Annotated in this window: 17 protein-coding genes and 1 tRNA gene; 12 read left to right on the plus strand and 6 right to left on the minus strand. The window is 71.7% G+C overall.

All coding sequences use genetic code 11. The annotated features are described in order from the left end of the window. Positions 1-99: 99 nt before the first annotated feature. Complete coding sequence (gene rpsA / locus ACO1BR_RS00860; protein ID WP_159504393.1) at positions 100-1,617, minus strand: 30S ribosomal protein S1; 1,518 nt, start codon at positions 1,615-1,617, stop codon at positions 100-102. A gap of 370 nt (positions 1,618-1,987) precedes the next feature. Here rpsA and ACO1BR_RS00865 point away from each other — a divergent pair, with 370 nt between their 5' ends. Both ACO1BR_RS00865 and hrpB read left to right on the plus strand, forming a co-directional pair. Then, positions 1,988-2,812, plus strand: a complete 825-nt coding sequence (locus tag ACO1BR_RS00865) for a class I SAM-dependent methyltransferase (protein WP_426793068.1) — start codon at positions 1,988-1,990, stop codon at positions 2,810-2,812. 67 nt (positions 2,813-2,879) lie between these two features. Next, positions 2,880-5,492: an ATP-dependent helicase HrpB gene (hrpB, locus tag ACO1BR_RS00870; protein ID WP_426793069.1), complete on the plus strand. Its 2,613-nt coding sequence runs from the start codon at positions 2,880-2,882 to the stop codon at positions 5,490-5,492. 159 nt (positions 5,493-5,651) lie between these two features. Here the strand turns inward: hrpB and ACO1BR_RS00875 are convergent, their stop codons facing one another. The 3 genes from ACO1BR_RS00875 to ACO1BR_RS00885 form a co-directional block, all read right to left on the minus strand. Further along, the gene (locus ACO1BR_RS00875) at positions 5,652-6,656 is read right to left on the minus strand and encodes a DUF3068 domain-containing protein (RefSeq protein WP_426793320.1); all 1,005 of its coding nucleotides are present in this window, start codon (positions 6,654-6,656) and stop codon (positions 5,652-5,654) included. A 63-nt stretch (positions 6,657-6,719) separates the two neighbouring features. After that, positions 6,720-6,854: an SPW_0924 family protein gene (locus tag ACO1BR_RS00880; RefSeq protein WP_426793070.1), complete on the minus strand. Its 135-nt coding sequence runs from the start codon at positions 6,852-6,854 to the stop codon at positions 6,720-6,722. A gap of 156 nt (positions 6,855-7,010) precedes the next feature. Beyond that, positions 7,011-8,786, minus strand: coding sequence for a lytic transglycosylase (locus tag ACO1BR_RS00885; protein ID WP_426793071.1), 1,776 nt, complete (start codon positions 8,784-8,786; stop codon positions 7,011-7,013). Between the two features lie 220 nt (positions 8,787-9,006). Here ACO1BR_RS00885 and ACO1BR_RS00890 point away from each other — a divergent pair, with 220 nt between their 5' ends. Next, a complete protein-coding gene (locus tag ACO1BR_RS00890) occupies positions 9,007-9,954 on the plus strand; it encodes a DUF4184 family protein (protein WP_426793072.1) in 948 nt (315 codons plus the stop codon). A gap of 101 nt (positions 9,955-10,055) precedes the next feature. Here the strand turns inward: ACO1BR_RS00890 and polA are convergent, their stop codons facing one another. Next, on the minus strand, positions 10,056-12,794 hold the full coding sequence (gene polA, locus ACO1BR_RS00895) for a DNA polymerase I (RefSeq protein WP_426793073.1): 2,739 nt from the start codon (positions 12,792-12,794) through the stop codon (positions 10,056-10,058). Between the two features lie 265 nt (positions 12,795-13,059). On the opposite strand from polA, the gene ACO1BR_RS00900 reads away from it, so the two are divergent. The 7 genes from ACO1BR_RS00900 to ACO1BR_RS00930 all read left to right on the plus strand — a co-directional run bounded on the left by ACO1BR_RS00900 (position 13,060) and on the right by ACO1BR_RS00930 (position 22,115). Beyond that, complete coding sequence (locus tag ACO1BR_RS00900) at positions 13,060-15,369, plus strand: FdhF/YdeP family oxidoreductase (RefSeq protein ID WP_426793074.1); 2,310 nt, start codon at positions 13,060-13,062, stop codon at positions 15,367-15,369. A gap of 140 nt (positions 15,370-15,509) precedes the next feature. Further along, positions 15,510-15,983: a PaaI family thioesterase gene (locus ACO1BR_RS00905; RefSeq protein WP_426793075.1), complete on the plus strand. Its 474-nt coding sequence runs from the start codon at positions 15,510-15,512 to the stop codon at positions 15,981-15,983. A 478-nt stretch (positions 15,984-16,461) separates the two neighbouring features. Next, entirely contained in the window at positions 16,462-17,682 is a 1,221-nt protein-coding gene (locus ACO1BR_RS00910; protein ID WP_426793321.1) for a branched-chain amino acid ABC transporter substrate-binding protein, read from the plus strand. A 133-nt stretch (positions 17,683-17,815) separates the two neighbouring features. Then, complete coding sequence (locus ACO1BR_RS00915; RefSeq protein WP_426793076.1) at positions 17,816-18,745, plus strand: branched-chain amino acid ABC transporter permease; 930 nt, start codon at positions 17,816-17,818, stop codon at positions 18,743-18,745. Positions 18,746-18,750: 5 nt separating this feature from the next. Continuing rightward, on the plus strand, positions 18,751-20,538 hold the full coding sequence (locus tag ACO1BR_RS00920; protein ID WP_426793077.1) for a branched-chain amino acid ABC transporter permease: 1,788 nt from the start codon (positions 18,751-18,753) through the stop codon (positions 20,536-20,538). Between the two features lie 6 nt (positions 20,539-20,544). Beyond that, a complete protein-coding gene (locus ACO1BR_RS00925) occupies positions 20,545-21,402 on the plus strand; it encodes an ABC transporter ATP-binding protein (protein WP_426793078.1) in 858 nt (285 codons plus the stop codon). Next, entirely contained in the window at positions 21,399-22,115 is a 717-nt protein-coding gene (locus tag ACO1BR_RS00930; RefSeq protein ID WP_426793079.1) for an ABC transporter ATP-binding protein, read from the plus strand. Before ACO1BR_RS00925 ends, ACO1BR_RS00930 begins: the two co-directional genes overlap by 4 nt. Before the next feature lie 87 nt (positions 22,116-22,202). On the opposite strand, the gene ACO1BR_RS00935 is transcribed toward ACO1BR_RS00930, so the two are convergent. Then, the gene (locus ACO1BR_RS00935; RefSeq protein ID WP_159504380.1) at positions 22,203-22,868 is read right to left on the minus strand and encodes an ANTAR domain-containing response regulator; all 666 of its coding nucleotides are present in this window, start codon (positions 22,866-22,868) and stop codon (positions 22,203-22,205) included. A gap of 87 nt (positions 22,869-22,955) precedes the next feature. Here ACO1BR_RS00935 and ACO1BR_RS00940 point away from each other — a divergent pair. Beyond that, positions 22,956-23,041, plus strand: a tRNA-Leu gene (locus ACO1BR_RS00940). An 81-nt stretch (positions 23,042-23,122) separates the two neighbouring features. Next, entirely contained in the window at positions 23,123-23,911 is a 789-nt protein-coding gene (locus ACO1BR_RS00945) for a helix-turn-helix domain-containing protein (protein WP_426793080.1), read from the plus strand. The last annotated feature ends 42 nt before the right edge of the window (positions 23,912-23,953 follow it).

Below are 23,953 nucleotides of genomic sequence, written 5' to 3' on the forward strand. Positions count from 1 at the left end.
GTGTGCCACCCTGCGGTGCGCCGTATACGACGAAGGCCCGCTCCCCGGAGGGAGCGGGCCTTCGCCCTTCAGCTAGCTAGTGCGCAGCGGGGTGGAGCGTCAGCTCTGGCCGCCGGCCAGCTTCTCGCGGAGCGCGGCGAGGGCCTCGTCCGACGCCAGGGCGCCGGAGTTGTCCGCCGACTCCGAGGAGTACGAGCCACCGGAGACGTTGCCGCCGCCGGCCTGGCCGCCACCGGCCGCCGCGGGAGCCGCAGCGCCCTCGGCCGCGGCCTGCTCGTCGGCCTCGCGGGACTTGATGACCTGGGCCTGGTGCTGCTCGAAGCGCTGCTGCGCCTCGGCGTACTGCTGCTCCCACGCCTCGCGCTGGGCCTCGTAGCCCTCCAGCCAGTCGTTGGTCTCCGGGTCGAAGCCCTCGGGGTAGATGTAGTTGCCCTGGTCGTCGTAGGACGCGGCCATGCCGTACAGGGTCGGGTCGAACTCGACGGCCGACGGGTCGGCGCCGAAGGACTCGTTGGCCTGCTTCAGCGAGAGGCTGATGCGGCGGCGCTCCAGGTCGATGTCAATGACCTTGACGAAGATCTCGTCGTTGACCTGGACGACCTGCTCCGGGATCTCGACGTGGCGCTCGGCCAGCTCGGAGATGTGGACCAGGCCCTCGATGCCCTCGTCGACGCGGACGAACGCACCGAACGGAACGAGCTTGGTGACCTTACCCGGGACGACCTGACCGATCTGGTGGGTCCGGGCGAACTGCTGCCACGGGTCTTCCTGGGTGGCCTTGAGCGACAGGGAGACGCGCTCGCGGTCCATGTCGACGTCGAGGACCTCGACGGTGACCTCCTGGCCGACCTCGACGACCTCGGAGGGGTGGTCGATGTGCTTCCAGGACAGCTCGGAGACGTGCACCAGGCCGTCCACGCCACCCAGGTCCACGAAGGCACCGAAGTTGACGATGGAGGAGACGACGCCGGAGCGCACCTGGCCCTTCTGGAGGGTGGTGAGGAAGGTCTGGCGGACCTCGCTCTGGGTCTGCTCCAGCCAGGCGCGGCGGGACAGGACCACGTTGTTGCGGTTCTTGTCCAGCTCGATGATCTTGGCCTCGAGCTCCTTGCCCACGTAGGGCTGCAGGTCGCGGACACGGCGCATCTCGACCAGGGAGGCCGGGAGGAAGCCGCGGAGGCCGATGTCGAGGATGAGACCACCCTTGACGACCTCGATGACGGTACCGGTGACGATGCCGTCCTCTTCCTTGATCTTCTCGATGGTGCCCCAGGCACGCTCGTACTGGGCGCGCTTCTTCGAGAGGATCAGGCGGCCTTCCTTGTCCTCCTTCTGGAGAACAAGGGCTTCGATCTCGTCACCGACGGCGACGACCTCGTTGGGGTCGACGTCGTGCTTGATCGAGAGCTCACGGCTCGGGATGACGCCTTCGGTCTTGTAACCGATGTCGAGCAGGACCTCGTCCCGGTCGACCTTCACGATGACGCCGTCGACGATGTCGCCGTCGTTGAAGTACTTGATCGTCTCGTCGATCGCGGCGAGGAAGGCTTCCTCGTTACCGATGTCGTTGACCGCAACCTGCGGGGTGGTGGCGGTGGTCTCGGTGCTGCTCGTCATGTGGGAAAGGGCTCCGGTACGGACATTGAAGTCGTAGGTACTGCTACGCCGAGAGCCGGTATCGCCTCTGCATAAGCCGGACAGCGTCAGAGGCGCATCATCCGGAGGCCCCGCAAAGCCGGAGCGATCCGAAACGCCTCGAAAACCGAGGGGACATTCATACAGATGCGAGCGCGGCCTGCTCCGTCTGAGGCGCGCAGGCCCGCAGCGCAACTTGTAGCATACGGGGGCAGCCGGAGACGGTCAATGCGCGAAGGCGCACACCCGGGGCGGAACGCCCCATAACCGGCACACGCGATGTTCCGCGAGGTCGTACAGCCCCGCGGCCCCCGCTGCGACAAGCACAGCGAAGACTACGACGACGGGCGCGATGAACCAAGAGCACGAGCCGGAGGCGACCCGCCGTGACGCCTCGGACGCCGAGAGCAGCCGAGCCAGCCGGGGCTGGTGGGACCGCAATGCGGACGAGTATCAGAGCGAGCACGGCACGTTCCTCGGGGACGACCGGTTCGTCTGGGGGCCCGAGGGGCTCGACGAGGCGGACGCCGCGCTGCTGGGTCCGGCCGCGGAGCTCAAGGGACGCCGCGTGCTGGAGATCGGGGCGGGCGCGGCGCAGTGCTCCCGCTGGCTGGCGGCGCAGGGTGCGCTGCCCGTGGCGCTGGATCTCTCCCACCGGCAGTTGCAGCACGCGCTGCGGATCGCGAACGGGGCGGTGGGGCACGCCGTCGCGTTGGTGGAGGCGGACGCGGGGGCGCTGCCGTTCCGCGACGGCTGCTTCGATCTGGCCTGTTCCGCCTACGGGGCGCTGCCGTTCGTCGCGGATCCGGTGCGGGTGCTGCGAGAGGTGCGGCGGGTGCTGCGGCCGGGCGGCCGGTTCGTCTTCTCGGTGACGCATCCGATCCGCTGGGCGTTTCCCGACGAGCCGGGGCCGGAGGGGCTGTCGGTGGCGGCGTCGTACTTCGACCGGACTCCGTATGTAGAGCAGGACGAGGCCGGGCGGGCGGTGTACGTGGAGCATCACCGGACGCTGGGTGACCGGGTGCGGGATGTGGTGGCGGCCGGTTTCCGGCTGGAGGACGTCGTGGAGCCGGAGTGGCCCGACTGGAACACCCAGGAGTGGGGCGGCTGGTCGCCGCTGCGCGGGCATCTGATCCCGGGGACGGCGATCTTCGTGTGCACGGCGGGGGCGGCGTAGCGACTGCGGGCCGGCGAGGGTCGGGGCGGCGGGCGGGTACCGGTTTGCGGGGCGGCAGACTGGGGCCGTGACGCTCCCCCTCCCTGATGCCGGAGGTACCCCTGGTGCCGCCGCCCTTGCCCAGTTGCCCGTGCGCAGTGCGCTGCCCGCGCTGCGTGCCGCCCTCGACGGGGCCGGTGCGGCGGTGCTGTGTGCTCCGCCCGGTACCGGCAAGACGACGCTGGTGCCGCTGGAGCTCGCCGGGCTGACGGGCGGCGGGCCGCGGCGGCGGGTGGTGGTGGCCGAGCCGCGGCGGATCGCGGCGCGCGCGGCGGCGCGGCGGATGGCCTGGCTGTTGGGTGAGCAGGTCGGCGGGGCGGTGGGTTTCACGGTGCGCGGGGAGCGGCGGGTGGGGGCCCGTATGGCGGTGGAGGTGGTGACCACCGGGGTGCTGCTGCAGCGGTTGCAGCGGGATCCGGAGCTGGCCGGGGTGGACGTCGTGGTGCTGGACGAGTGCCACGAGCGGCATCTGGACGCGGATACGTGTGCGGCGTTCCTGCTGGATGTGCGGGAGACGCTGCGGCCGGAGCTGCGGCTGGTGGCGGCGTCGGCGACGACGGACGCGGAGGGGTGGGCGCGGCTGCTGGGTGGCGCCGGGGGGCCGGTACCGGTGGTGGAGGCGGCGGGGGTGTCGCATCCGGTGGAGGTGCTGTGGGCGCCTCCGGAGCGGCCGGTGGCACCGGCGCACGGGATGCGGGTGGATCCGGCGCTGCTGGCGCATGTCGCGGGGGTGGTGCGGCGGGCGTTGCGTGAGCGGGCCGGTGATGTGCTGTGTTTCCTTCCGGGGGTCGGCGAGATCGGGCGCGTCGCGGGGCAGTTGGCGGGTGTGGACGCGGAGGTGCTGCAGGTGCACGGGCGGGCGCCGGCGGAGGTGCAGGACGCGGTGCTGGCCGGCGGGGGCGGTGTGCGGCGGGTGGTGCTGGCGACCTCTGTGGCGGAGTCGAGTCTGACCGTGCCGGGGGTGCGGGTGGTGGTGGACAGCGGGCTGGCGCGGGTGCCGCGGCAGGATCACGCGCGGGGGCTCGGTGCGCTGGCGACGGTGCGGGCGTCGCGGGCGGCGGCTCGGCAGCGGGCGGGCCGGGCCGGGCGGGAGGCGCCGGGGGCGGTCTACCGGTGCTGGTCGGAGGGGGAGGACGGGCGGCTGCCGCGGTTCCCGGATCCGGAGATCAGGGTGGCCGATCTGACGGCGTTCGCACTGCAGGCGGCGTGCTGGGGGGATCCGTCGGCGGAGGGGCTGGCGCTGCTGGACGCACCGCCGGGCGGGGCGCTGGCGGCGGCGCGGGAGGTGCTGGCGGCGATCGGTGCGGTGGACGGGGCGGGCCGGGCGACGGAGCGGGGTGTGCGGATGGCGCGGCTGGGTCTGCATCCGCGGCTGGCCCGTGCGCTGCTGGACGGCGCGCGGGAGGTCGGGGTGCGGCGGGCGGCGGAGGTCGTGGCGCTGCTGAGCGAGGAGCCGCCGCGGTCCTATGGGGACGATCTGGCGGCGGCGTGGCGGACGGCGCGCCGGGGTGGCGATGCGTACGCCGCGCGGTGGCGGCAGGAGGCGCGGCGGCTGGTGTCGGCCGTCGGCGAGCCGGGTGCCGGTGCGGGGGCCGCGTCGGGGGCCGGGGATCGGCTGCCGGGTTCGGCGGGCGGGGCCGGGGCGGGGTCGGACGATGCGGTCGCGGGTCTCGTTGCGGCGTTGGCGTTTCCGGAGCGGGTGGCGCGGGCGCGCGGGGCGGGGAGTTATCTGATGGCGTCCGGGACCGGAGCCGAGCCGGCGGGTGCCGGTGACGGGTCGCGGTTGCGGGATGCGCGGTGGCTGGCGGTGGCGGTGGCGGACCGGCCGGTGGCGGCGGCGTCCGCGCGGATCCGGCTCGCGGCGGTGATCGACGAGGAGACCGCTCGTGCGGCGGCCGGGGCGCTGTGTTCCTCCGGGGAGGAGGTGCGCTGGGCGGATGGGGATGTCGTGGCGCGGCGGGTGACCCGGCTGGGGGCGATCGAGCTGGCGGCTCGGCCGCTGGCTGCGCCGGATCCGGGGCTGCTGCGCGCCGCGGTCGTCGACGGCCTGCGGCGGGAGGGGCCGGGGCTGCTGCGGTGGACGGCCGCCGCGGCCGGGGTGCGGGAGCGGATGGCCTTTCTGCACCGGGAGTTGGGGGATCCGTGGCCGGATGTGTCGGATGCGGTGCTGCTGGAGCGGCTGGAGGACTGGCTGGGGCCGGAGCTCGGGCGGGCGCGGCGGCGGGCCGATCTGGAGCGGGTCGACGCGGGGCAGGCGCTGGTGCGGCTGCTGCCGTGGGCGACGGGTGAGGCGGTGCGGTTCGAGGAGCTGGCGCCGGAGCGCCTGGAGGTGCCGAGCGGTTCGCGGGTGCGGGTGGATTACGGGGGCGAACAGCCCGTACTGGCGGTCAAGTTGCAGGAGTTGTTCGGGTTGCGGGAGTCGCCGCGGGTGGCGGGCGGGCGGGTGCCCGTGCTGGTGCATCTGCTGTCTCCGGCGGGGCGGCCGGCGGCGGTGACGGCGGATCTGGCGTCTTTCTGGCGGGACGGCTACCGGTCGGTGCGTGCGGAGTTGCGGGGGCGCTACCCCAAGCATCCCTGGCCGGAGGACCCTTCGACGGCGGAGCCGACGCGGCACACGGCGGCGCGGCTTCGGCGGGGGTGATGGGGGCGAGGGGCCGTCCGGCGCGGTGGCGGTGGCGCGGCGGCCACGACCGGGCGGGTGGGTCAACTGCGGGCTCCGGGCGGTGCGTTGCCGGTGCGGGTGGTGCGGGCGGCACGCCCGGCGGGTGGTCACGTACTGTGTCGATGCCATGCCTCCACGTTACGGGCTGCCACTGACAACGCCCGTCGCCTGCGCCGTCTCCGCCGCTCCGATCGCCTTCCGCGGCTGCCGGCCGCGGGCTTCGAGGAGCAGGCTGAGCGCGAGCAGGGCGGTGCCGAGGGTCAGGAAGCCCCAGGGGAGGTAGCTGGTGAGCAGCAGGACGAGGGTGCGCTGGGCGGTGACCTGGGCGACGGTGGACCTGACGTAGTCGTCCCGCATCCTGACGTGGCCGGCGAAAGCGGTGACGGTGCCGCCGCCGGGCAGCAGTTGGCCGCCGCGGAGTTCTTCCTTGTGGATTTCCTCGCCGTTGACGGGGGCGCCGGTGACGGGGTCGACCCAGAACATCCGCGTGGTGGTGTACCAGCGGGTGGTGCCCGTTTTCTCGACGGCCTGGGGGGTGATGCCCTTGACGGGCATCTTCTTGGGGAGCGGGACCCTGGTCCAGGGGATGGTCTGCTCGAAGTAGTAGACCTCCAGGCCGTGGAAGGTCCGGGTTCCCCTGTAGTGGATGGGGGCGGAGGTGCGGGTCTGGGCGTCGAAGTAGGTGTAGTCGCGCTTCTGGGTGAGGAACGGCCATTTGTACTCGATGCCGGCGCGGCGTACGGGGTCGCCGTCGACCATCTCGCCTGTGGCGTGGACGGGTTCCTGGGAGTGGGCGTCGAAGATGTAGCGCTCGGGGACCTCGGAGACCATGTTGCCGTCGGGGCCGGCCACGTAGGAGAGGGTGTCCCAGACGACGACGTCGCGGCCGGCGGTCCGTTTGATGCGCCGGGCTTCGGCGACGTTGCCCTTGAGGGTCTGGACGATGGTGACCTTGGGGACCTGCTTGGCCTTCATGGTGCCGTAGTCGATGAGGGTGGCGGGGGTGGCCTCCAGGACCATGTCCTGGTATTGGCCGGGCGGGATCTTGGCGAGTCGGGGGAAGGCGTACCACCGCATCAGGGGGGACAGGGCGGTGAAGAAGACGGCGAAGGCGAGCAGCACGAGGCTCGCCGTGCGGCGCATCCCCTTGGCGGGGGCGGGGTGCCGGGTGGGCGGGGTTCGGGGCATGGCGGTGGCGTCCCTCCCTCAGGGGTGCTCGGGGACGGTGGTCAGCAGCGGTTTGGGGGAGGTGTGGCTCTGGGGGGCGCCGAGGGCGGTGAGGGTGAGGACGAGGGCGAGCGCCGCGGCGAGTCCGACCGCGGCTGCTGTCAGGGCGCGCATGGCGGTCCTCCCGGAGAACTGAGCTGAGGCAGCGTCAGGGCGGGGGCACCGTAGCAACGGCGGGCGGAGATGAGAACACGTTGCACCGCCGTCCCGCCCCGCCCCGCCCCGGGGCGGGGCGGGACGGCGGTGGGGTGGGTGCGGGGCCGGGTGCGGTCAGGCGCCGGCCGGTGCGGTGACGGTGAGTTCGACGGTGAGGACGGCGCCGTCGGCGGTGGTCAGCCGCAGCTGGAACGTGCCGGGGTGGGCGTCGGTGTAGATCTTCGGGAGGGTGAGCCGGCCGTTGGCGTCCGTGGTGAGGGTGGTCAGGGTGCGGACCGGCTTGTCCTTGTCGGCGCCGGTGGCCTTGGGGTCCTTGAAGTACGGGCCCTTGTCGTTCTGCACGGGCTTCTTCGGGTCGCCGGTGACCATCGTCGCGGTGACCGCCACCCCGGCCGCGGCCTTGCCCTGGTAGGTGGCCCTGATCTCGACGGCGTCGTCCGCGTAGGCCGTGCCGGCGGTGGTCCGGAGCTTCTTGGCGGAGGTGCGGGCGAGTGTGTCGGCCTTCGGTGCCGGCCTGGCCGTGACGGTGGCGGCGAAGTCGACGGCGGGCACGTCGCGGCCGACGGCGGTGGCGCGGACGGTGAAGGCGCCGGCCTCGTCGCCCGCGCGCAGCCGGGGGGCGGTGGCCAGGCCGTCCTTGCCGGTGGTGACGGTGACGGCGGTCGCGTTGCCGGGGAAGCGGGCTGCGGTGTCGCCGCTGAGGGTGAAGCGGACGGGGGCGCCGGCGACCGGCTTGCCCGCGGCGTCCTTGGCGCGGACCTGCGGGGAGGTGGCGAACTCGCCGCCCGCGGTGGCCGTGAGCTCCTTGCCGTCGCCGCCGTCCTTGCCGCCGGCCCGTTCGAGGGCGGTGAGCGGTGCGGGTTCGGCCGGGGGCGTCGGCGTAGGCGTTGGCTTCGGCGTGGGCGTGGGTTTCGGGGTGGGGGCCGGGGTGGCCGGTCCGTGCGGGGTGCCTCCGGGCGCCGGGGGCCGGCCGTTCGGGGCACCGGCGCCGCGGTCGGGGTGCGTCGCGCCGCCGCTCTGCTGGCCCTGCTCGCCCCGACCGGTGCCGCCGCGCCGTACGGGCAGCGTGCCCTTGCCGTCCGGGACCTCGTACGTGCCCTTGCGGTAGAACGCGTACCAGGACAGCACCGTGCGGAGGTAGTCGGTGGAGTCGTTGTAGCCGAGGACGGCGCGGTCCAGGTCGGCCGGTACGGTCAGGTCGCGGCCACCGGCGCAGAGGTAGTGGCCGGCCGCGAGGGCGGCGTCGAAGATGTTGTTGGGGTCCTTGATGCCGTCGCCGTTGCCGTCGGCGCCCCAACCGGTGCCGTTGGGGCCGCCCTTGGACCAGGTCGACGGGATGAACTGCATCGGGCCGACGGCGCGGTCGTGGACGGGGTCTCCGTCGTAGCGTCCGCCGTCGGTGTCGGGTATCAGGGCGAAGCCGTGGCCGTCGAGCACCGGGCCGAGGATGGGCTGGAGGGTGGTGCCCTGGGCGTCGACAGCTCCGCCGCGGGCCTGGCCGGATTCCACCTCACCGATCGCGGCGAGCAGTTGCCAGGGCAGCCGGCAGCCCGGGGCGGAGGCGTGGATGCGCGCCTCGGCGCTCTTGTAGGCGGCGAGGACGGTGGCCGGGATGCCTGCCTGGGAGGGGCCGGTGACGACCTTGCCGCCGCCGGGGTGGCCCGAACCCTTGGGCGGTGCGGGGTTGTTGCGGGGCGGCGGATCGGTGTAGTACGGCGAGCCGCCGTCGATGGGGGGGTCGGCGGGCGGCGTGGGGGTGGCCTGTTCCCGGTGGGCGGCGCGGGCCGCGGCGCCCGGTGTCTGGGAGGCGGTCAGGGTGGCCAGCGCCAGTGCCGCCACGGCCGTCGAGGCCGCTCCCCTGTGGAGCCGCCGCCGGAATGTGGCTGCCATCAGTGCCGTACCTCCGCGTTGACCTGCCGCGCGCCTACCTGTCGCGGGTGCCTGACTGCCGTGTGGTGCGTCGCCGTCGTGCGGGACGCCGCGTGTGCGCCCCCGGCGCCCAACTCCGGTGACACTACGACAACTCGGGCCGCACGGCCACCACTCCGCTCGGCCACATATACCACTCACATCGGCCACATAATGAACCGAATCGATCGAGGAGCCGCAGATGCCGTTCACCCTCAGTCATGCCGCCGCTGTCCTTCCGTTCATCCGGCAAACCGGCGCCGCCCGCGGCCCGTTGGTCGCCTCCGCACTGGTCGCGGGCTCCTTCGCACCGGACCTGCCGTTCTACACGGACACCGTCGTTCCGGGCGGTATGGCGTTCGGCACGGTCACCCACTCCCTGCCCGGCGTGCTGACCGTGGATGTCCTGATCACCGCGGCCCTGGTCGGCGGCTGGCTGCTGCTGCGCGAACCGCTGCCGGCGCTGCTGCCGCGAGCCGGGCGGGGACGGCTGCACGCCTTCGCCCGCGGTCGCCCCTGGACGCCGCGCGGGACCCGTGAACGCACCGTGCTGGCAGGCTGGTTCTTCCTGTCGGCGGTGCTGGGATCCGTCACGCATGTCGTCTGGGACGCCTTCACCCACCCCGGCCGCTGGGGCACGCGGCTGGTGCCCGTGCTGAACACCGTGGTGGGCGGCCGGCCGATCGCCATGTACCTCCAGTACGGGACGTCGGCGCTGGCGCTGGCGGGGATCGGGTGGTTCCTGTGGGCGGTGCTGCGCGGCGAGCGGGGCGGTACGGCGGCCGGCGGCCCGGTTTCCGGGGCCGGGGCGGTCGGGCCCGACGGGGCCGCCGTACCGGCTGCGCCGGTGCCCGCGGTGCCCGAACCGGCGCTGCGGCTGCGGCTGTTGCTGACCGCGCCGGTCGTGGTGTGCACGCTGCTCGGCGGCGCCTACCGCACCGCGCGGGCGTATGCCGTCCACGGCGCGACGGTGGGCTGGTTCGACTACGTCCCGGACCTGCTCTTCGGTGCGGGCGCGGGGCTCATGGCAGGACTACTGGGATACGCGCTGGCCGCGCGGCTCCTCCAGCGGCGCGCCCCTCGGGAGCGGGCGGCGGGCGGGTGCGCGCCGGGGCAGCCGTCGGGCGCGGGCGCGGAGCCGGCGGCCTGACCTCCGGCCCCTACGCACACGACGGCGCGGCCCGCGCTCATCGCACGGGCCGCGCCGTCGTGTTGCGTCGCGGGGACGCGCCGGCCTGTTGTGCTGCACACCTAGTGCGCCGCGGACTCCCAGTCCTTGCCGTAGCCGACCGAGACGTCCAGCGGGGCGCTCAGCTCGACCGCGCCGGCCATCTCGCGGCGGACCAGCTCCTCGACCTCGGTGTGCTCCCCGGGGGCCACCTCGACCACGATTTCGTCGTGGACCTGGAGCAGCATCCGCGACGTCAGCTTCGCGGCGCGCAGGGCCGTGTCGACCCGCAGCATGGCGATCTTGACGATGTCGGCGGCGGTGCCCTGGATCGGGGCGTTCAGCGCCATCCGCTCGGCCATCTCGCGGCGCTGGCGGTTGTCGCTGTTGAGGTCGGGGAGGTAGCGGCGGCGGCCGAGCATCGTCTCGGTGTAGCCGGTGGCGCGGGCCTCCTCGACGACGCGCTGGAGGTAGTCGCGGACGCCGCCGAACCGCTCGAAGAAGTTGTCCATCAGCTTGCGGGCCTCATCGGGCTGGATGCCCAGCTGCTGGGAGAGGCCGAACGCCGACAGGCCGTAGGCCAGGCCGTAGGACATCGCCTTGATCTTGCGGCGCATCTCCGGGTCGACCTGGTCCTTGGCGACCGAGAAGACGTGCGAGGCGACGGTGGTGTGCAGGTCCTCGCCAGAGGTGAACGCCTCGATCAGGCCCTCGTCCTCGGAGAGGTGAGCCATCACCCGCAGTTCGATCTGGCTGTAGTCGGCCGTCAGCAGCGAGCCGAAGCCGTCGCCGACGACGAAGCCGCGGCGGATCGCCCGGCCCTCGTCCGTCCGCACCGGGATGTTCTGCAGATTCGGGTCGGTGGAGGACAGCCGGCCGGTGGCCGCCACGGTCTGGTTGAAGGTGGTGTGGATCCGGCCGTCGGCGGCGATGGTCTTGATCAGGCCCTCGACGGTCGTGCGCAGCTTGGCCTGCTCCCGGTGGCGGAGCATGATCACCGGGAGTTCGTTGTCGGTCTGCGTCGCCAGCCAGGCCAGCGCGTCCGCGTCGGTGGTGTAGCCGGTCTTGGTCTTCTTGGTCTTGGGCAGGCCCAGTTCGCCGAAGAGGACCTCCTGGAGCTGCTTGGGCGAGCCGAGGTTGAACTCGTGGCCCGCGGCGGCGTGGGCCTCCTTCACGGCCTGCTGCACGGCGCCCGCGAACTGCTGCTCCATCCGCTCCAGCCAGCCGCGGTCGGCGGCGATGCCGGCCCGCTCCATACGGGCCAGCAGCTCGCTGGTGGGCAGCTCCACCTCGCGCAGCAGCTCGGCGGCGCCGACCTCCGCCAGCTTCGTCCCGAACGCCGTCCCCAGGTCGAGGACGGTGCGGGCCTGCCCCATCAGGGCCTCGGCCTCGGCCTCCTCGTCGGCGCCGAACGCCAGCTGGCCGTCGCCGGCCGCGGCGGGGGCGAGGTCGCGCCCCAGGTATTCGAGGGAGAGGGCGTCCAGCGCGAAGGAGCGGCGGCCGGGCTTGACCAGATAGGCGGCCAGTGCGGTGTCCATGGTGACGCCGTCGATGCGCCAGCCGTGCTCGCCGAAGACCCGCATCAGGCCCTTGGCGTTGTGCATCACCTTGGGGCGGGCGGCGTCCGCGCTCCAGGCGGCGAAGGCGCGCTCGTCGGCCTCGTCCAGCTGGGCCGGGTCGAACCAGGCGGCCGGGCCGCCGGCGGCGGCCAGCGCGACCTCGGCGACGCTTCCGCTGCCCAGCGTCCAGACGTCCACGGTGGCCACGCCCAGCGGGCCGGTGCCGTGCTCGGCGAGCCACGGGGCGAGTTCGCCGGTGCCGAGGACGGTACCGTCCACGGCGACGCCGGCGGCCGGCTCGGCCTGGTCGGCGGTCTCCTCCGCTCCCGGGTCCACGGCGTGCAGCCGGTCGCGCAGGCCCTGGTTGCGGATCTCCAGGGCGTTGAGGAAGACCTTCAGGGCCTCGCGGTCGTATGCCTGGCGGGTGAGGTCGGCGGGGCCGCAGGGCAGTGCGACGTCGCGGACCATCTCGGTCAGCCGGCGGTTGAGCTTCACCGACTCCAGGTGGTCGCGGAGGTTCTGCCCCGCCTTGCCCTTGACCTCGTCGGCGCGCTCCACCAGCTCCGCGAAGGAACCGAACTGGCTGATCCACTTGGTGGCGGTCTTCTCGCCGACGCCGGGGATGCCGGGGAGGTTGTCGGACGGGTCGCCGCGCAGGGCCGCGAAGTCCGGGTACTGGGCGGGGGTGAGGCCGTACTTCTCGGCGACCTTCTCGGGGGTGAAGCGGGTCAGCTCGGAGACGCCCTTGGTGGGGTAGAGGACCGTGACGTCGTCGGAGACCAGTTGGAAGGAGTCGCGGTCGCCGGTGACGATCGCGACCTCGAAGCCCTGGGCCGTGGCCTGGGTGGTCAGGGTGGCGATGACGTCGTCGGCCTCGAAGCCCTCCACGGCGAAGCGCTTGACGTGCATGGCGTCGAGGAGCTCGCCGATCAGCTCGACCTGGCCCTTGAACTCGTCGGGGGTCTTGGAGCGGTTCGCCTTGTACTCGGGGAACTCCTCGGACCGCCAGGTCTTGCGGGAGACGTCGAACGCCACCGCGAAGTGCGTGGGCGCCTCGTCGCGCAGGGTGTTCGCGAGCATCGACGCGAAGCCGTAGATCGCATTGGTCGGTTGCCCCGACGCGGTCGTGAAATTCTCCACGGGCAGGGCGAAGAACGCCCGGTATGCCATGGAATGCCCGTCCATCAGGAGCAGGCGCGGACGGCCGCCCGCCGCCGCCTCGGTACCGGTCGCTTCGCTCTTCTTCGCTGCCTTTGCTGCCACGCCCCCGATCCTGCCACGCCCCACTGACAATCCCCGCCGCGACGGCCTGCGGCGGGGGCGCCGGCCGCCGTCCGGGCCGCGGCGGCGGCGGCCCGGACGGCGGCCTTCCGGGCGGCCGGTGCCGCGGCCCGGCCGCACTCCAAGATCCCCCCTACTCCCCCACCCGCGTCCATGACAGGATCGGAGGCGCACGAATCAGATGCGTACGGCAACGATCGCCGCGATCCGCGGAGCGGGCCCGGCACACGGCTCAAGGGAGAGCGACATGGCAGGCAAGCCGCCCGCGTCGGACCCCGTCCAGGACGCGCCGAAGGTGAGCGCACCCCAGCACGCCGCCGCCGGCCTGCCGGCCCTCGCGCACACGCTGCGCGCCGCCCAGCAGCAGATGGGCGTCCGCCGCACCGCCCTCACCCTGCTGCGGGTCAACCAGAAGACGGGGTTCGACTGCCCTGGCTGCGCCTGGCCCGAGGGCGACAAGCGGCACGCCGCCGAGTTCTGCGAGAACGGCGCCAAGGCCGTCGCCGAAGAGGCCACCCTCCGGCGCGTCACCCCGGACTTCTTCGCCGCCCACCCCGTGGCGGACCTCGCCTCCCGCAGCGGCTACTGGCTCGGCCAGCAGGGCCGGCTGACCCACCCCATGTACCTGGCCGAGGGCGCCGACCACTACGCACCGGTCTCCTGGGAGCGGGCGTTCGACATCATCGGCGAGGAGCTGACCGCCCTCGACTCCCCCGACGAGGCCGTCTTCTACACCTCCGGCCGTACGAGCAACGAGGCCGCCTTCCTCTACCAGCTCTTCGCCCGCGAGTTCGGCACCAACAACCTCCCCGACTGCTCCAACATGTGCCACGAGTCCTCGGGCTCCGCGCTCACCGAGACCATCGGCATCGGCAAGGGCAGCGTGCGGCTGGAGGACCTCCACACGGCCGACCTGATCATCGTCGCCGGCCAGAACCCGGGCACCAACCACCCCCGGATGCTGTCGGCCCTGGAGAAGGCGAAGGCCGGCGGCGCGAAGATCATCTCGATCAACCCGCTGCCCGAGGCCGGCCTGGAGCGCTTCAAGAACCCGCAGACCCCGCGCGGCCTGGCCGGCGGCGGCACCGCCCTGACCGACCTCTTCCTCCAGGTGCGCCTCGGCGGCGACCAGGCCCTCTTCCGCGCGCTCAACCGCCTCATCCTGGAAGCGTCGTCGAGCGCCTCCGGCGCGGACTCGGGCGCCGTCGACGAGGAGTTCATCCGCGAACACACCCACGGCTTCGAGGAGTTCGCGGCGCTGGCCCGCGCCGACGACGACTGGTCCGAGACCCTGCGCGCCACCGGACTCACCCGCCAGGAGATCGAGCGCGCCCTGGCCATGGTCCTCGCCTCGCGACGCACGATCGTGTGCTGGGCGATGGGCCTGACCCAGCACAAGCACGCCGTCCCCACCATCCGGGAAGTCGTCAACTTCCTGCTGCTGCGCGGCAACATCGGCCGCCCCGGCGCCGGCGTCTGCCCCGTGCGCGGCCACAGCAACGTCCAGGGCGACCGCACCATGGGCATCTTCGAGCGGCCCGCGCCGGCCTTCCTCGACGCCCTGGAGAAGGAGTTCGGCTTCGCGCCGCCCCGGGAGCACGGCCTCGACGTGGTCCACGCCATCCGCGCGCTGCGCGACGGGCAGGCGAAGGTCTTCTTCGCGATGGGCGGCAACTTCGTCTCCGCCACACCCGACACCGAGGTCACCGAGGCCGCGATGCGCCGCGCCCGCCTCACCGTGCACGTCTCCACCAAGCTCAACCGCTCGCACACGATCACCGGCGCCCGCGCCCTGATCCTGCCGACCCTGGGCCGTACGGAACGCGACCTCCAGGCAGGCGGCGAGCAGTTCGTGACGGTCGAGGACTCCATGGGCATGGTGCACGCCTCACGCGGCCGGCTGGCGCCCGCCGGCCCGCACCTGCTGTCCGAGATCGCGATCGTCGCCCGTCTCGCGCGGCGCGTCCTCGGCCCGGACAGCCGCACCCCCTGGGAGGAGTTCGAGGAGGACTACGCGGTGATCCGCGACCGGATCTCCCGTGTGGTGCCGGGCTTCGAGGACTTCAACGCCCGGGTCGCCCGCCCCGGAGGCTTCGCCCTGCCGCACGCCCCCCGCGACAGCCGCAGCTTCCCCACCGCCACCGGCAAGGCCAACTTCACCGCCGCCCCCGTGGAGTACCCCACCGCCCCCGAAGGACGCCTGCTGCTCCAGACGCTGCGCTCCCACGACCAGTACAACACCACCATCTACGGCCTCGACGACCGCTACCGCGGCATCAGGAACGGACGCCGCGTGGTGCTCGTCAACCCCGACGACGCCGGCCGGCTGGGCTTCGCGGACGGCGCGTACGCGGACCTGGTCGGCGAGTGGACCGACGGCAGCGAGCGGCGCGCCCCCGGCTTCCGGGTGGTGCACTACCCCACCGCCCGCGGCTGCGCCGCCGCCTACTACCCCGAGACCAACGTCCTGATCCCGCTGGACCACACCGCCGACATCAGCAACACCCCGGCCGCCAAGTCCGTGGTGGTACGCCTGGAGCCGGCGCAGCGCGGCTGACCCGCCGCACGACATCCCGACACGTCCCGGTTGGCCGGGAACGAACAACCCCGCGCCGGGCGCCCGCCCGGCGGCCTGACAGGAACGGCCGCGGATCCGCGGCGACCGAGGGCGCGAGGCCGAGCGAAACGGAGCAGTCCATGGGTGAGCAGAGCACGATCAAGTTCCCGCAGGAGGTCCTCGACCAGTGGTCCGACGTCGGCGTCGACCTGCCGTCGCTCTTCTCCGCCGGGCACCTCGGTGAGCGGATGAGCGTGCGGGTGATCGAGGCCGCCCCGGACCGGGTCGTCGGCACCATGCCCGTGGAGGGCAACACCCAGCCCTATGGGCTGCTGCACGGCGGCGCCTCCGCCGTACTGGCCGAAACGCTCGGCTCCGTCGGGTCCATGCTGCACGGCGGCCCCACCAAGGCCGCGGTCGGCGTCGACCTCAACTGCACCCACCACCGCGGGGTCCGCTCCGGGCTGGTCACCGGTGTCGCCACCGCCGTGCACCGCGGCCGGTCCACCGCCACCTACGAAATCGTCATCACCGACGAGCAGGACAAGCGGGTGTGCACCGCCCGGCTGACCTGCCTGCTGCGCGACGTCGACCAGGACCTCTACCGCTCCTGACGTCGCGCTCACACCACCGCGGCGGGCTCCTGGCGCCCGCCGGCACGGCCCCGCACCCGGGCTTCCCGGGGCGGGGCCGCACACATTCCGGTAACGCCGCGTAACACGCGCGCCGCGCGGGCGGCTCGCGGGCCGCCCGCCTCCGGCCGCGCCCCCCGGATGCCGGAGGCATAACCGTCCCGGAAGCCCAAATTCCCCTGGGGAAGTGCGAGTTCACCCTCCGCGCGGCGGGCACGCCACGGTAAGGACCACAACGGCAAAACGCTCATCGAAGGCCATAACAAGAGCGTCACATCCTCGACTGCGCCCGTTCCGGCCCACCCGACACCGCTCTAGAGTGCACCGCCAGTCACCGCGCCGCCGGGCGCGCTGCGAGCACGGACGCCCCCACCACCCCGAAACGGGCCCGGCGCGCGATCCGGCCAGGCGACAGCCGTGGCCGCGGCCAGGGAAAGGACAGATCGTGCGTCACCGTGCCCTGCTCCTCATCACCACCGCACTCACCACCGGCGCCCTCACCCTCACCGCCTGCGGAACCCGCAGCGACACCAAGAACGGCGACGGCGGAAAAACCACCGTCACCATCGGCCTCGACGCCCCCACCACCGGCGAACTCTCCGCCCTGGGCCTCGGCATCCGCAACTCCGCCCAACTCGCCGTCGACACCGCCAACAAGACCGGCGAGGTCAAGGGCATCGCCTTCACGCTCGAAGCCCTCGACGACAAGGCACTGCCCAACGCCGGCCAGCAGAACGCCACCAAACTCGCCGGCGACAAGAACGTCCTCGGCATCGTCGGCCCGCTCAACTCCGGCGTCGCCCAGTCCATGCAGCAGGTCTCCCAGCAGAACAACCTCACCCTGATATCCCCGGCCAACACCACCCCCGACCTCACCCAGGGCAAGGACTGGAAGCAGAACCACCGCGTCCGCCAGTTCCCCACCTACTTCCGCACCGCCACCACCGACGAAGTGCAAGGCGCCTTCGACGGCCAGTACGCCTGGGAAAAGATCAAGGCCAAAAAGGCATACGTCATCGACGACCAGAAAACCTACGGCGTCGGCCTCGCCTCCTCCTTCAAGGACCAATTCGGCAAACTCGGCGGCACCATCGCCGGCACCGAGCACATCAGCCCCGACGACCGCGACTTCAAAGCCGTCGTCGCCCAGGCCAAGGCCGCCGCCCCCGACCTCGTCTTCTACGGCGGCGAATACCCCGCCTCCGGCCCCCTCAGCCAGCAGCTCAAGGACGGCGGCGTCACCGCCCCCCTCATGGGCGGCGACGGCATGTACAGCGCCGACTACATCAAACTCAACAAAAAAGCTCAGGGCGACTACGCGTCCTCCGTCGGCAAACCCGTCGAACAGCTCCCCTCCGCAAAGAAGTTCATCGCCGACTACAAAGCAGCCGGCTTCAAGGAGGCATACGAGGCATACGGCGGCTCCACCTACGACGCCACCTGGGCACTCATCCAAGCCGTCAAGAACGTCGTCACCGGCAACAGCGGCAAACTCCCCGACGACGCCCGCAAAAAAGTCACCGACGCCATGAACAAGGTCGCCTTCGACGGCGTCACCGGCCACGTCGCCTTCGACCGATACGGCGACACCACCAACACCATGATCACCGCCTACCAGGTCGACAAGGGCGCCTGGATCTCCCGCTTCAGCGCCGAATTCAAGAAGTTCGACAAAAGCTGACGACACGAGCCGACCGGCCACACCCGCCACACCGGCCCCAGCGCTCCGGGCCGCGCCCGGCCCCCACCCCCGCCCCGGCGCGGCCCCCGGCACCACGGAAACCCACACCTTCCCACCCCACGGAGGCCCCGCGGTGACCGAACTGCCGCAACAGCTGGCCAACGGACTCATCCTCGGCGCGATGTACGGCCTCATCGCGATCGGCTACACGATGGTCTACGGCATCGTCCAGCTCATCAACTTCGCCCACGGCGAGATCTTCATGGTCGGCGGCTTCGGCGCCCTCACCGTCCACCTCGCCCTCCCCACCGGCACCAGCCTCACCCTCGCCCTCCCCGCCATGCTCCTCGGCGGCATCACCGTCTCCGTCCTCATCGGCGTCGCAGCCGAACGCTTCGCCTACCGCCCGCTGCGCGGCGCACCCCGCCTCGCCCCCCTCATCACCGCCATCGGCCTGTCCATCGCCCTCCAGCAGGCCATCTGGAAGTGGTACCCCGACGGCAAACAAGCCCGCGTCTTCCCCCAGTTCAAAGGCCACGCCCTCACCCTCCTCGGCGCCACCGTCCAACGCGGCGACCTCTTCGTCCTCCTCGCCGCCCCCCTCTGCATGACCGCCCTCGGCCTCTTCGTCACCCGCACCCGCAGCGGACGCGCCATGCAGGCCACCGCCCAGGACCCCGACACCGCCCGGCTCATGGGCATCAACACCGACCGCGTCATCGTCCTCGCCTTCGCCATCGGCGCCGCCTTCGCCGGCGTCGCCGCCGTCGCCTACGGACTGCGCACCGGCGAGGTCCAGTTCCGCATGGGCTTCATCATGGGCCTCAAAGCCTTCACCGCAGCCGTCCTCGGCGGCATCGGCAACATCTACGGCGCCATGCTCGGCGGCCTCGTCCTCGGCATCGCCGAAGCCCTCGCCACCGCCTACGTCGAGCACATCCCCGGCATGCAGCAGTTCGGCGGCGGAGCCTGGAAGGACGTCTGGGCCTTCGTCCTCCTCATCCTCGTACTCCTCCTCAGACCACAGGGCCTCCTGGGCGAACGCGTCGCGGATCGGGCGTGATACCGATGACCACCACCCCTACCACCACCGGCCTCCTCCCCCTCCCCGAGAAGACCGCCCGCCTCACCACCGCCGCCGGCGCCCTCACCACCGCCGCCACCACCGCCCTCGCCTGGACCTGGACCAGCGACTTCCCCGGCGACCTCACCCACTACGGCGCCCCGGCCGGCCTCCAACTCACCACCCTCACCGGCGCCCTCCTCACCCTCCTCCTCACCGCCTCCGCACTCGGCGTCCGCGGACTGCGCTGGCTCACCCCCGCCGGCCGCAACGCCCCCACCCTCCTCGCCGCCCTCGCCACCTTCACCACAACCTGGTTCACCCTCGCCGCCATCGCCCTCCACCTCGGCGGCCTCGTCAACCTCGAACCCGGCGGCATCGCCGCCGCCATCACCTCCCTCACCACCCTCCTCGGCGCCCTCGCCCTACCCCCCGACCACCCCACCGCCCCACCCCCCACCGGCCCCCGGCAGCGCCTCACCGCCGCCCTCGCCGCCACCCCCCTGAGGCCACCCACCCGCCAACTCCCGCCCCGGGCCGAGATCCTGACCATCGCCGCCACCCACGCCGCCGCACTCCTCGCCTTCACCTACGGCATCGACACCGACGACGGCGCCCCCTTCATCGGCTACCTCATCCTCATCGCACTCGCCGTCCCCGCCCTGGGCCGCGCCGGACTCACCGCCCGCCTCACCCAACTCACCCACCGGCACCGCGGCGCCGCCCTCACCACCGCACTCCTCGCCGCCGCGGCCTTCCCCTTCACCCAGGACACCGACCAATACACCATCGTCGGCGCCAACATCCTGATCTTCGCCACCGTCGCCCTCGGCCTCAACGTCGTCGTCGGCCTCGCCGGACTCCTCGACCTCGGCTACGTCGCCTTCCTCGGCGTCGGCGCCTACGCCGCGGCCCTCGTCTCCGGCTCCCCCGAATCCGCCCTCGGCCTCCACTTCCCCTTCTGGGCAGCCCTCCTCACCGGAGCCACCGCCTCCCTCGCCTTCGGCGTCCTCATCGGCGCCCCCACCCTCCGCCTCCGCGGCGACTACCTCGCCATCGTCACCCTCGGCTTCGGCGAAATCTTCCGCATCGCCATGCTCAACCTCAACGGCACCACCGGCCCCGACATCACCAACGGCGCCATGGGCATCCCCAACATCCCCAACCTCGAAATCCTCGGCTTCAACTTCGGCCGACCCCACACCGTCCTCGGCACCCCCCTCGCCCCCTACGGCAACTACTACCTGCTCATGATCCTCGTCACCGCCCTCGTCGTCCTCGTCTTCCGCCGCGCCGCCGACTCCCGCATCGGCCGCGCCTGGATCGCCATCCGCGAAGACGAAACCGCCGCCGTCGCCATGGGCATCAACAGCTTCCGACTACGCCTCCTCGCCTTCGCCCTCGGCGCCGCCCTCGCCGGACTCGCCGGCACCGTCCACGCCCACGTCGTCACCACCGCCACCCCCGAACAGTTCCAGTTCGCCGGCCCCCAACCCCCCAACTCCGCCTTCCTCCTCGCCGCCGTCATCCTCGGCGGCATGGGCACCCTCAGCGGTCCCCTCGTCGGCGCCGCCCTCCTCTTCCTCATCCCCGCCAAACTCGACTTCCTCCAGGACTACCAACTCCTCCTCTTCGGCCTCGCCCTCGTCCTCCTCATGCGCTTCCGCCCCGAAGGACTCATCCCCGACCGCCGCAAACAACTCGAATTCCACGACCCCACCGCACCCGACGCCCCCGACCGGCGCCGCACCGACCCCACCACCCCCCTCGGCGCCACCCAGGCAAAGGCGTGACCCACCATGACCACACCCACAACCACCACCGGCACCCTCCTCGAAGCCAACGGCGTCACCATGCGCTTCGGCGGACTCACCGCCGTACACCACGTCGACCTCACCATCAACACCCACGAAATCCTCGGCCTCATCGGCCCCAACGGCGCCGGGAAAACCACCCTCTTCAACTGCCTCACCGGCCTCTACACCCCCACCCAGGGCACCATCAGCTACCGAGGCACCCCCCTCTCCCGCAAACCCCACCTCGTCACCCGGGCCGGCATCGCCCGCACCTTCCAGAACATCCGCCTCTTCGCCAACATGACCGTCCTCGAAAACGTCCTCGTAGGACGCCACACCCGCACCAAGGAAGGACTCTGGTCAGCACTCCTGCGCACCCCCGGCTTCCGCAAAGCCGAACGCGACAGCGCACAACGCGCCCTGGAACTCCTCGACTTCACCGGCCTGGCCGCCCACCGCGACCACCTCGCCCGCAACCTCCCCTACGGCGAACAACGCAAGCTCGAAATCGCCCGCGCCCTCGCCAGCGAACCCGGACTCCTCCTCCTCGACGAACCCACCGCCGGCATGAACCCCCAGGAAACCCGCGCCACCCGGGACCTCGTCCACGCCATCCGCGCACAGGGCACCGCCGTCCTCGTCATCGAGCACGACATGCGCTTCGTCTTCACCCTCTGCGACCGCGTCGCCGTCCTCGTCCAAGGACGCAAACTCACCGAAGGCACCGCCGACACCGTCCAAGCCGACGAACGCGTCATCGCCGCCTACCTCGGCACCCCCACCGACCCCACCACCCCACCAGGAGAAACCCCGGCCGCCACCGACGACACCGGAGCCGACAACACCGGAGCCACCCCATGACCGCACTCCTCGAAGTCGAGGACCTCCGCGTCGCCTACGGCAAGATCGAAGCCGTCAAAGGCATCTCCTTCACCGTCCCGGCAGGCCGGGTCGTCACCCTCATCGGCACCAACGGCGCCGGCAAAACCACCACCCTGCGCACCCTCTCCGGCCTCCTCACCCCCCGCACCGGAAAGATCACCTTCGACGGCCGCCCCCTCAACGACCTCCCCGCCCACAAGATCGTCGAACGCGGCCTCGCCCACTCCCCCGAAGGCCGCCGCCTCTTCCCCCGCCTCACCGTCGCCGAGAACCTCCAACTCGGCGCCTTCCTCCGCAAGGACACCGCCGGCATCGCCGCCGACATCCACCGCGTCTACGACCTCTTCCCCATCCTCGGCCAACGCCGCCGCCAACCCTCCGGCACCCTCTCCGGCGGCGAACAGCAAATGCTCGCCATGGGCCGCGCCCTGATGTCCCGCCCCCAACTCCTCATGCTCGACGAACCCTCCATGGGGCTCTCCCCGATCATGATGCAGAAGATCATGGACACCATCCGCGAACTCCGCACCCAGGGCACCACCATCCTGCTCGTCGAACAGAACGCCCAGGCCGCCCTCACCCTCGCCGACGAAGCCCACGTCATGGAAACCGGCCGCATCGCCCTCTCCGGAACCGGCGCCCACCTCCTCCACGACGCATCCGTCCGCAAGACCTACCTCGGCGAGGACTGACCCCCGCCGCCCCACCCACCCCCGGACACGCGAACGGCCCCGCACCGATCACCGGTACGGGGCCGCCCACCCAACTCCACGCAGCCGCTAATCCCTCTTCTGCTGCTGCTTCGCCTGCTTCTTCTCCTCGGCGTCCTCGATGACCGCTTCCGCGACCTGCTGCATCGACAGCCGCCGGTCCATCGACGTCTTCTGGATCCACCGGAACGCCGCCGGCTCCGTCAGCCCGTACTGCGTCTGCAGAACGCTCTTCGCACGGTCCACCAGCTTCCGCGTCTCCAGCCGCTGCGTGAGGTCCGCGACCTCCTTCTCCAGCGCCTTCAGTTCGGTGAACCGGCTCACCGCCATCTCGATCGCCGGCACGACATCGCTCTTCGAGAACGGCTTGACCAGATATGCCATCGCACCCGCGTCCCGCGCCCGCTCCACCAGCTCGCGCTGCGAGAACGCGGTCAGCATCAGCACCGGCGCGATGCTCTCCTCGGCGATCTTCTCGGCCGCCGAGATCCCGTCCAGCACGGGCATCTTCACGTCCAGGATCACCAGATCGGGACGGTGCTCCCGGGCCAGCTCCACCGCGGTCTGCCCGTCACCGGCCTCGCCGACGACGGTGTAGCCCTCCTCCTCCAGCATCTCTTTGAGGTCGAGACGGATGAGGGCCTCGTCCTCGGCGATCACGACGCGCGTGGTCAGCGGCGGGACATGCGACTGATCGTCATCGACGACGGGCTGCTCGGGCTCGGCGGCGCTCACGGGACTCCTCGTTCTGGCAGGTGGTGCCATTGCAGCCTACCTAGGGGCGGCCATCGTTACTCACACGGTATGGTGTCTGTGCCATCAGCCGGGTTGGTGGAACGGCATACACGGATGTCTCAAACACATCTGCCCGAAAGGGCTTGCGGGTTCGAATCCCGCACCCGGCACCACCGAACAAGCGGATTTTCACCTTCGCGTGAATCCCGCACGTTTTCACCCCAAGCTCATCAGCCGCGACGCACAGTGACGTCATGATCTTCCATGGCACAGATGTGCGACAGAAGGCCCTCACGCAACTCCGCGCGGGGGCGAAGAACGCGGATGTGGCCCGAGCCATGGGCGTCCCCATCGGCACAATCAGCTACTGGCGGCACATGGACCGCGCCAAACGCGGGGAGTGCCCGGGTGCTCACAGCCCGAAGTGCCCGCGGTGCGACGGGCGTGCTCTCGATCGGGCGACCTACGCCTACCTCTTGGCTCTCTACCTCGGCGACGGCCACATCATCCAGTACTCGGAGCACCGTGTTCCGAATCTCATGATCACGTGCGACGACAGTTGGCCGGGCCTCATGAACGAATGCGAAGCCGCGATGCGGGCGGTGTTCCCAGAGAACTCCGTGTGCCGCGTCCGGAAGACCGGCTGTCACAACGTAAAGGTCTACTCGAAGCACTTATGGTGCATGTTTCCCCAGCACGGCCCCGGCAAGAAGCACGAGCGGCAGATCGCCCTCGAACCGTGGCAGCAGGAGATCGTGGACGCGCACCCCTGGGAGTTCCTCCGCGGTCTGATCCACTCCGACGGGTGCCGGATCACCAACTGGACGACGCGGATGGTCGGCGGCGAGCGCAAGCGCTACGAGTACCCACGGTACTTCTTCACCAACAAGTCCGATGACATCCGCAAGCTCTGTTCCGACACACTGACCAAGGTCGGCGTCGCATGGACCGTTCTCGCCCGCGGCAGCGACCCGTTCAACATCTCCGTCGCCCGCAAAGCCTCCGTGGCCCTCATGGACAAACACATCGGGCCGAAGCACTGACAGGGACGGCAGTCAGGTACCTCGGCCCAGCTTATTCAGGTG

Origin of the sequence: Streptomyces sp. YGL11-2 (genome assembly GCF_050054615.1) — a bacterium.
Classification (GTDB): domain Bacteria; phylum Actinomycetota; class Actinomycetes; order Streptomycetales; family Streptomycetaceae; genus Streptomyces.

What these genes read in the sequence shown, in the direction of transcription:
- rpsA (WP_159504393.1), bottom strand. Translation starts at nt 1,617, where the DNA reads ATGACGAGCAGCACCGAGACCACCGCCACCACCCCGCAGGTTGCGGTC.
- ACO1BR_RS00865 (WP_426793068.1), top strand. Translation starts at nt 1,988, where the DNA reads ATGAACCAAGAGCACGAGCCGGAGGCGACCCGCCGTGACGCCTCGGAC.
- ACO1BR_RS00875 (WP_426793320.1), bottom strand. Translation starts at nt 6,656, where the DNA reads ATGCGCCGCACGGCGAGCCTCGTGCTGCTCGCCTTCGCCGTCTTCTTC.
- ACO1BR_RS00880 (WP_426793070.1), bottom strand. Translation starts at nt 6,854, where the DNA reads ATGCGCGCCCTGACAGCAGCCGCGGTCGGACTCGCCGCGGCGCTCGCC.
- ACO1BR_RS00885 (WP_426793071.1), bottom strand. Translation starts at nt 8,786, where the DNA reads ATGGCAGCCACATTCCGGCGGCGGCTCCACAGGGGAGCGGCCTCGACG.
- ACO1BR_RS00890 (WP_426793072.1), top strand. Translation starts at nt 9,007, where the DNA reads ATGCCGTTCACCCTCAGTCATGCCGCCGCTGTCCTTCCGTTCATCCGG.
- ACO1BR_RS00900 (WP_426793074.1), top strand. Translation starts at nt 13,060, where the DNA reads ATGGCAGGCAAGCCGCCCGCGTCGGACCCCGTCCAGGACGCGCCGAAG.
- ACO1BR_RS00905 (WP_426793075.1), top strand. Translation starts at nt 15,510, where the DNA reads ATGGGTGAGCAGAGCACGATCAAGTTCCCGCAGGAGGTCCTCGACCAG.
- ACO1BR_RS00920 (WP_426793077.1), top strand. Translation starts at nt 18,751, where the DNA reads ATGACCACCACCCCTACCACCACCGGCCTCCTCCCCCTCCCCGAGAAG.
- ACO1BR_RS00925 (WP_426793078.1), top strand. Translation starts at nt 20,545, where the DNA reads ATGACCACACCCACAACCACCACCGGCACCCTCCTCGAAGCCAACGGC.
- ACO1BR_RS00930 (WP_426793079.1), top strand. Translation starts at nt 21,399, where the DNA reads ATGACCGCACTCCTCGAAGTCGAGGACCTCCGCGTCGCCTACGGCAAG.
- ACO1BR_RS00945 (WP_426793080.1), top strand. Translation starts at nt 23,123, where the DNA reads ATGATCTTCCATGGCACAGATGTGCGACAGAAGGCCCTCACGCAACTC.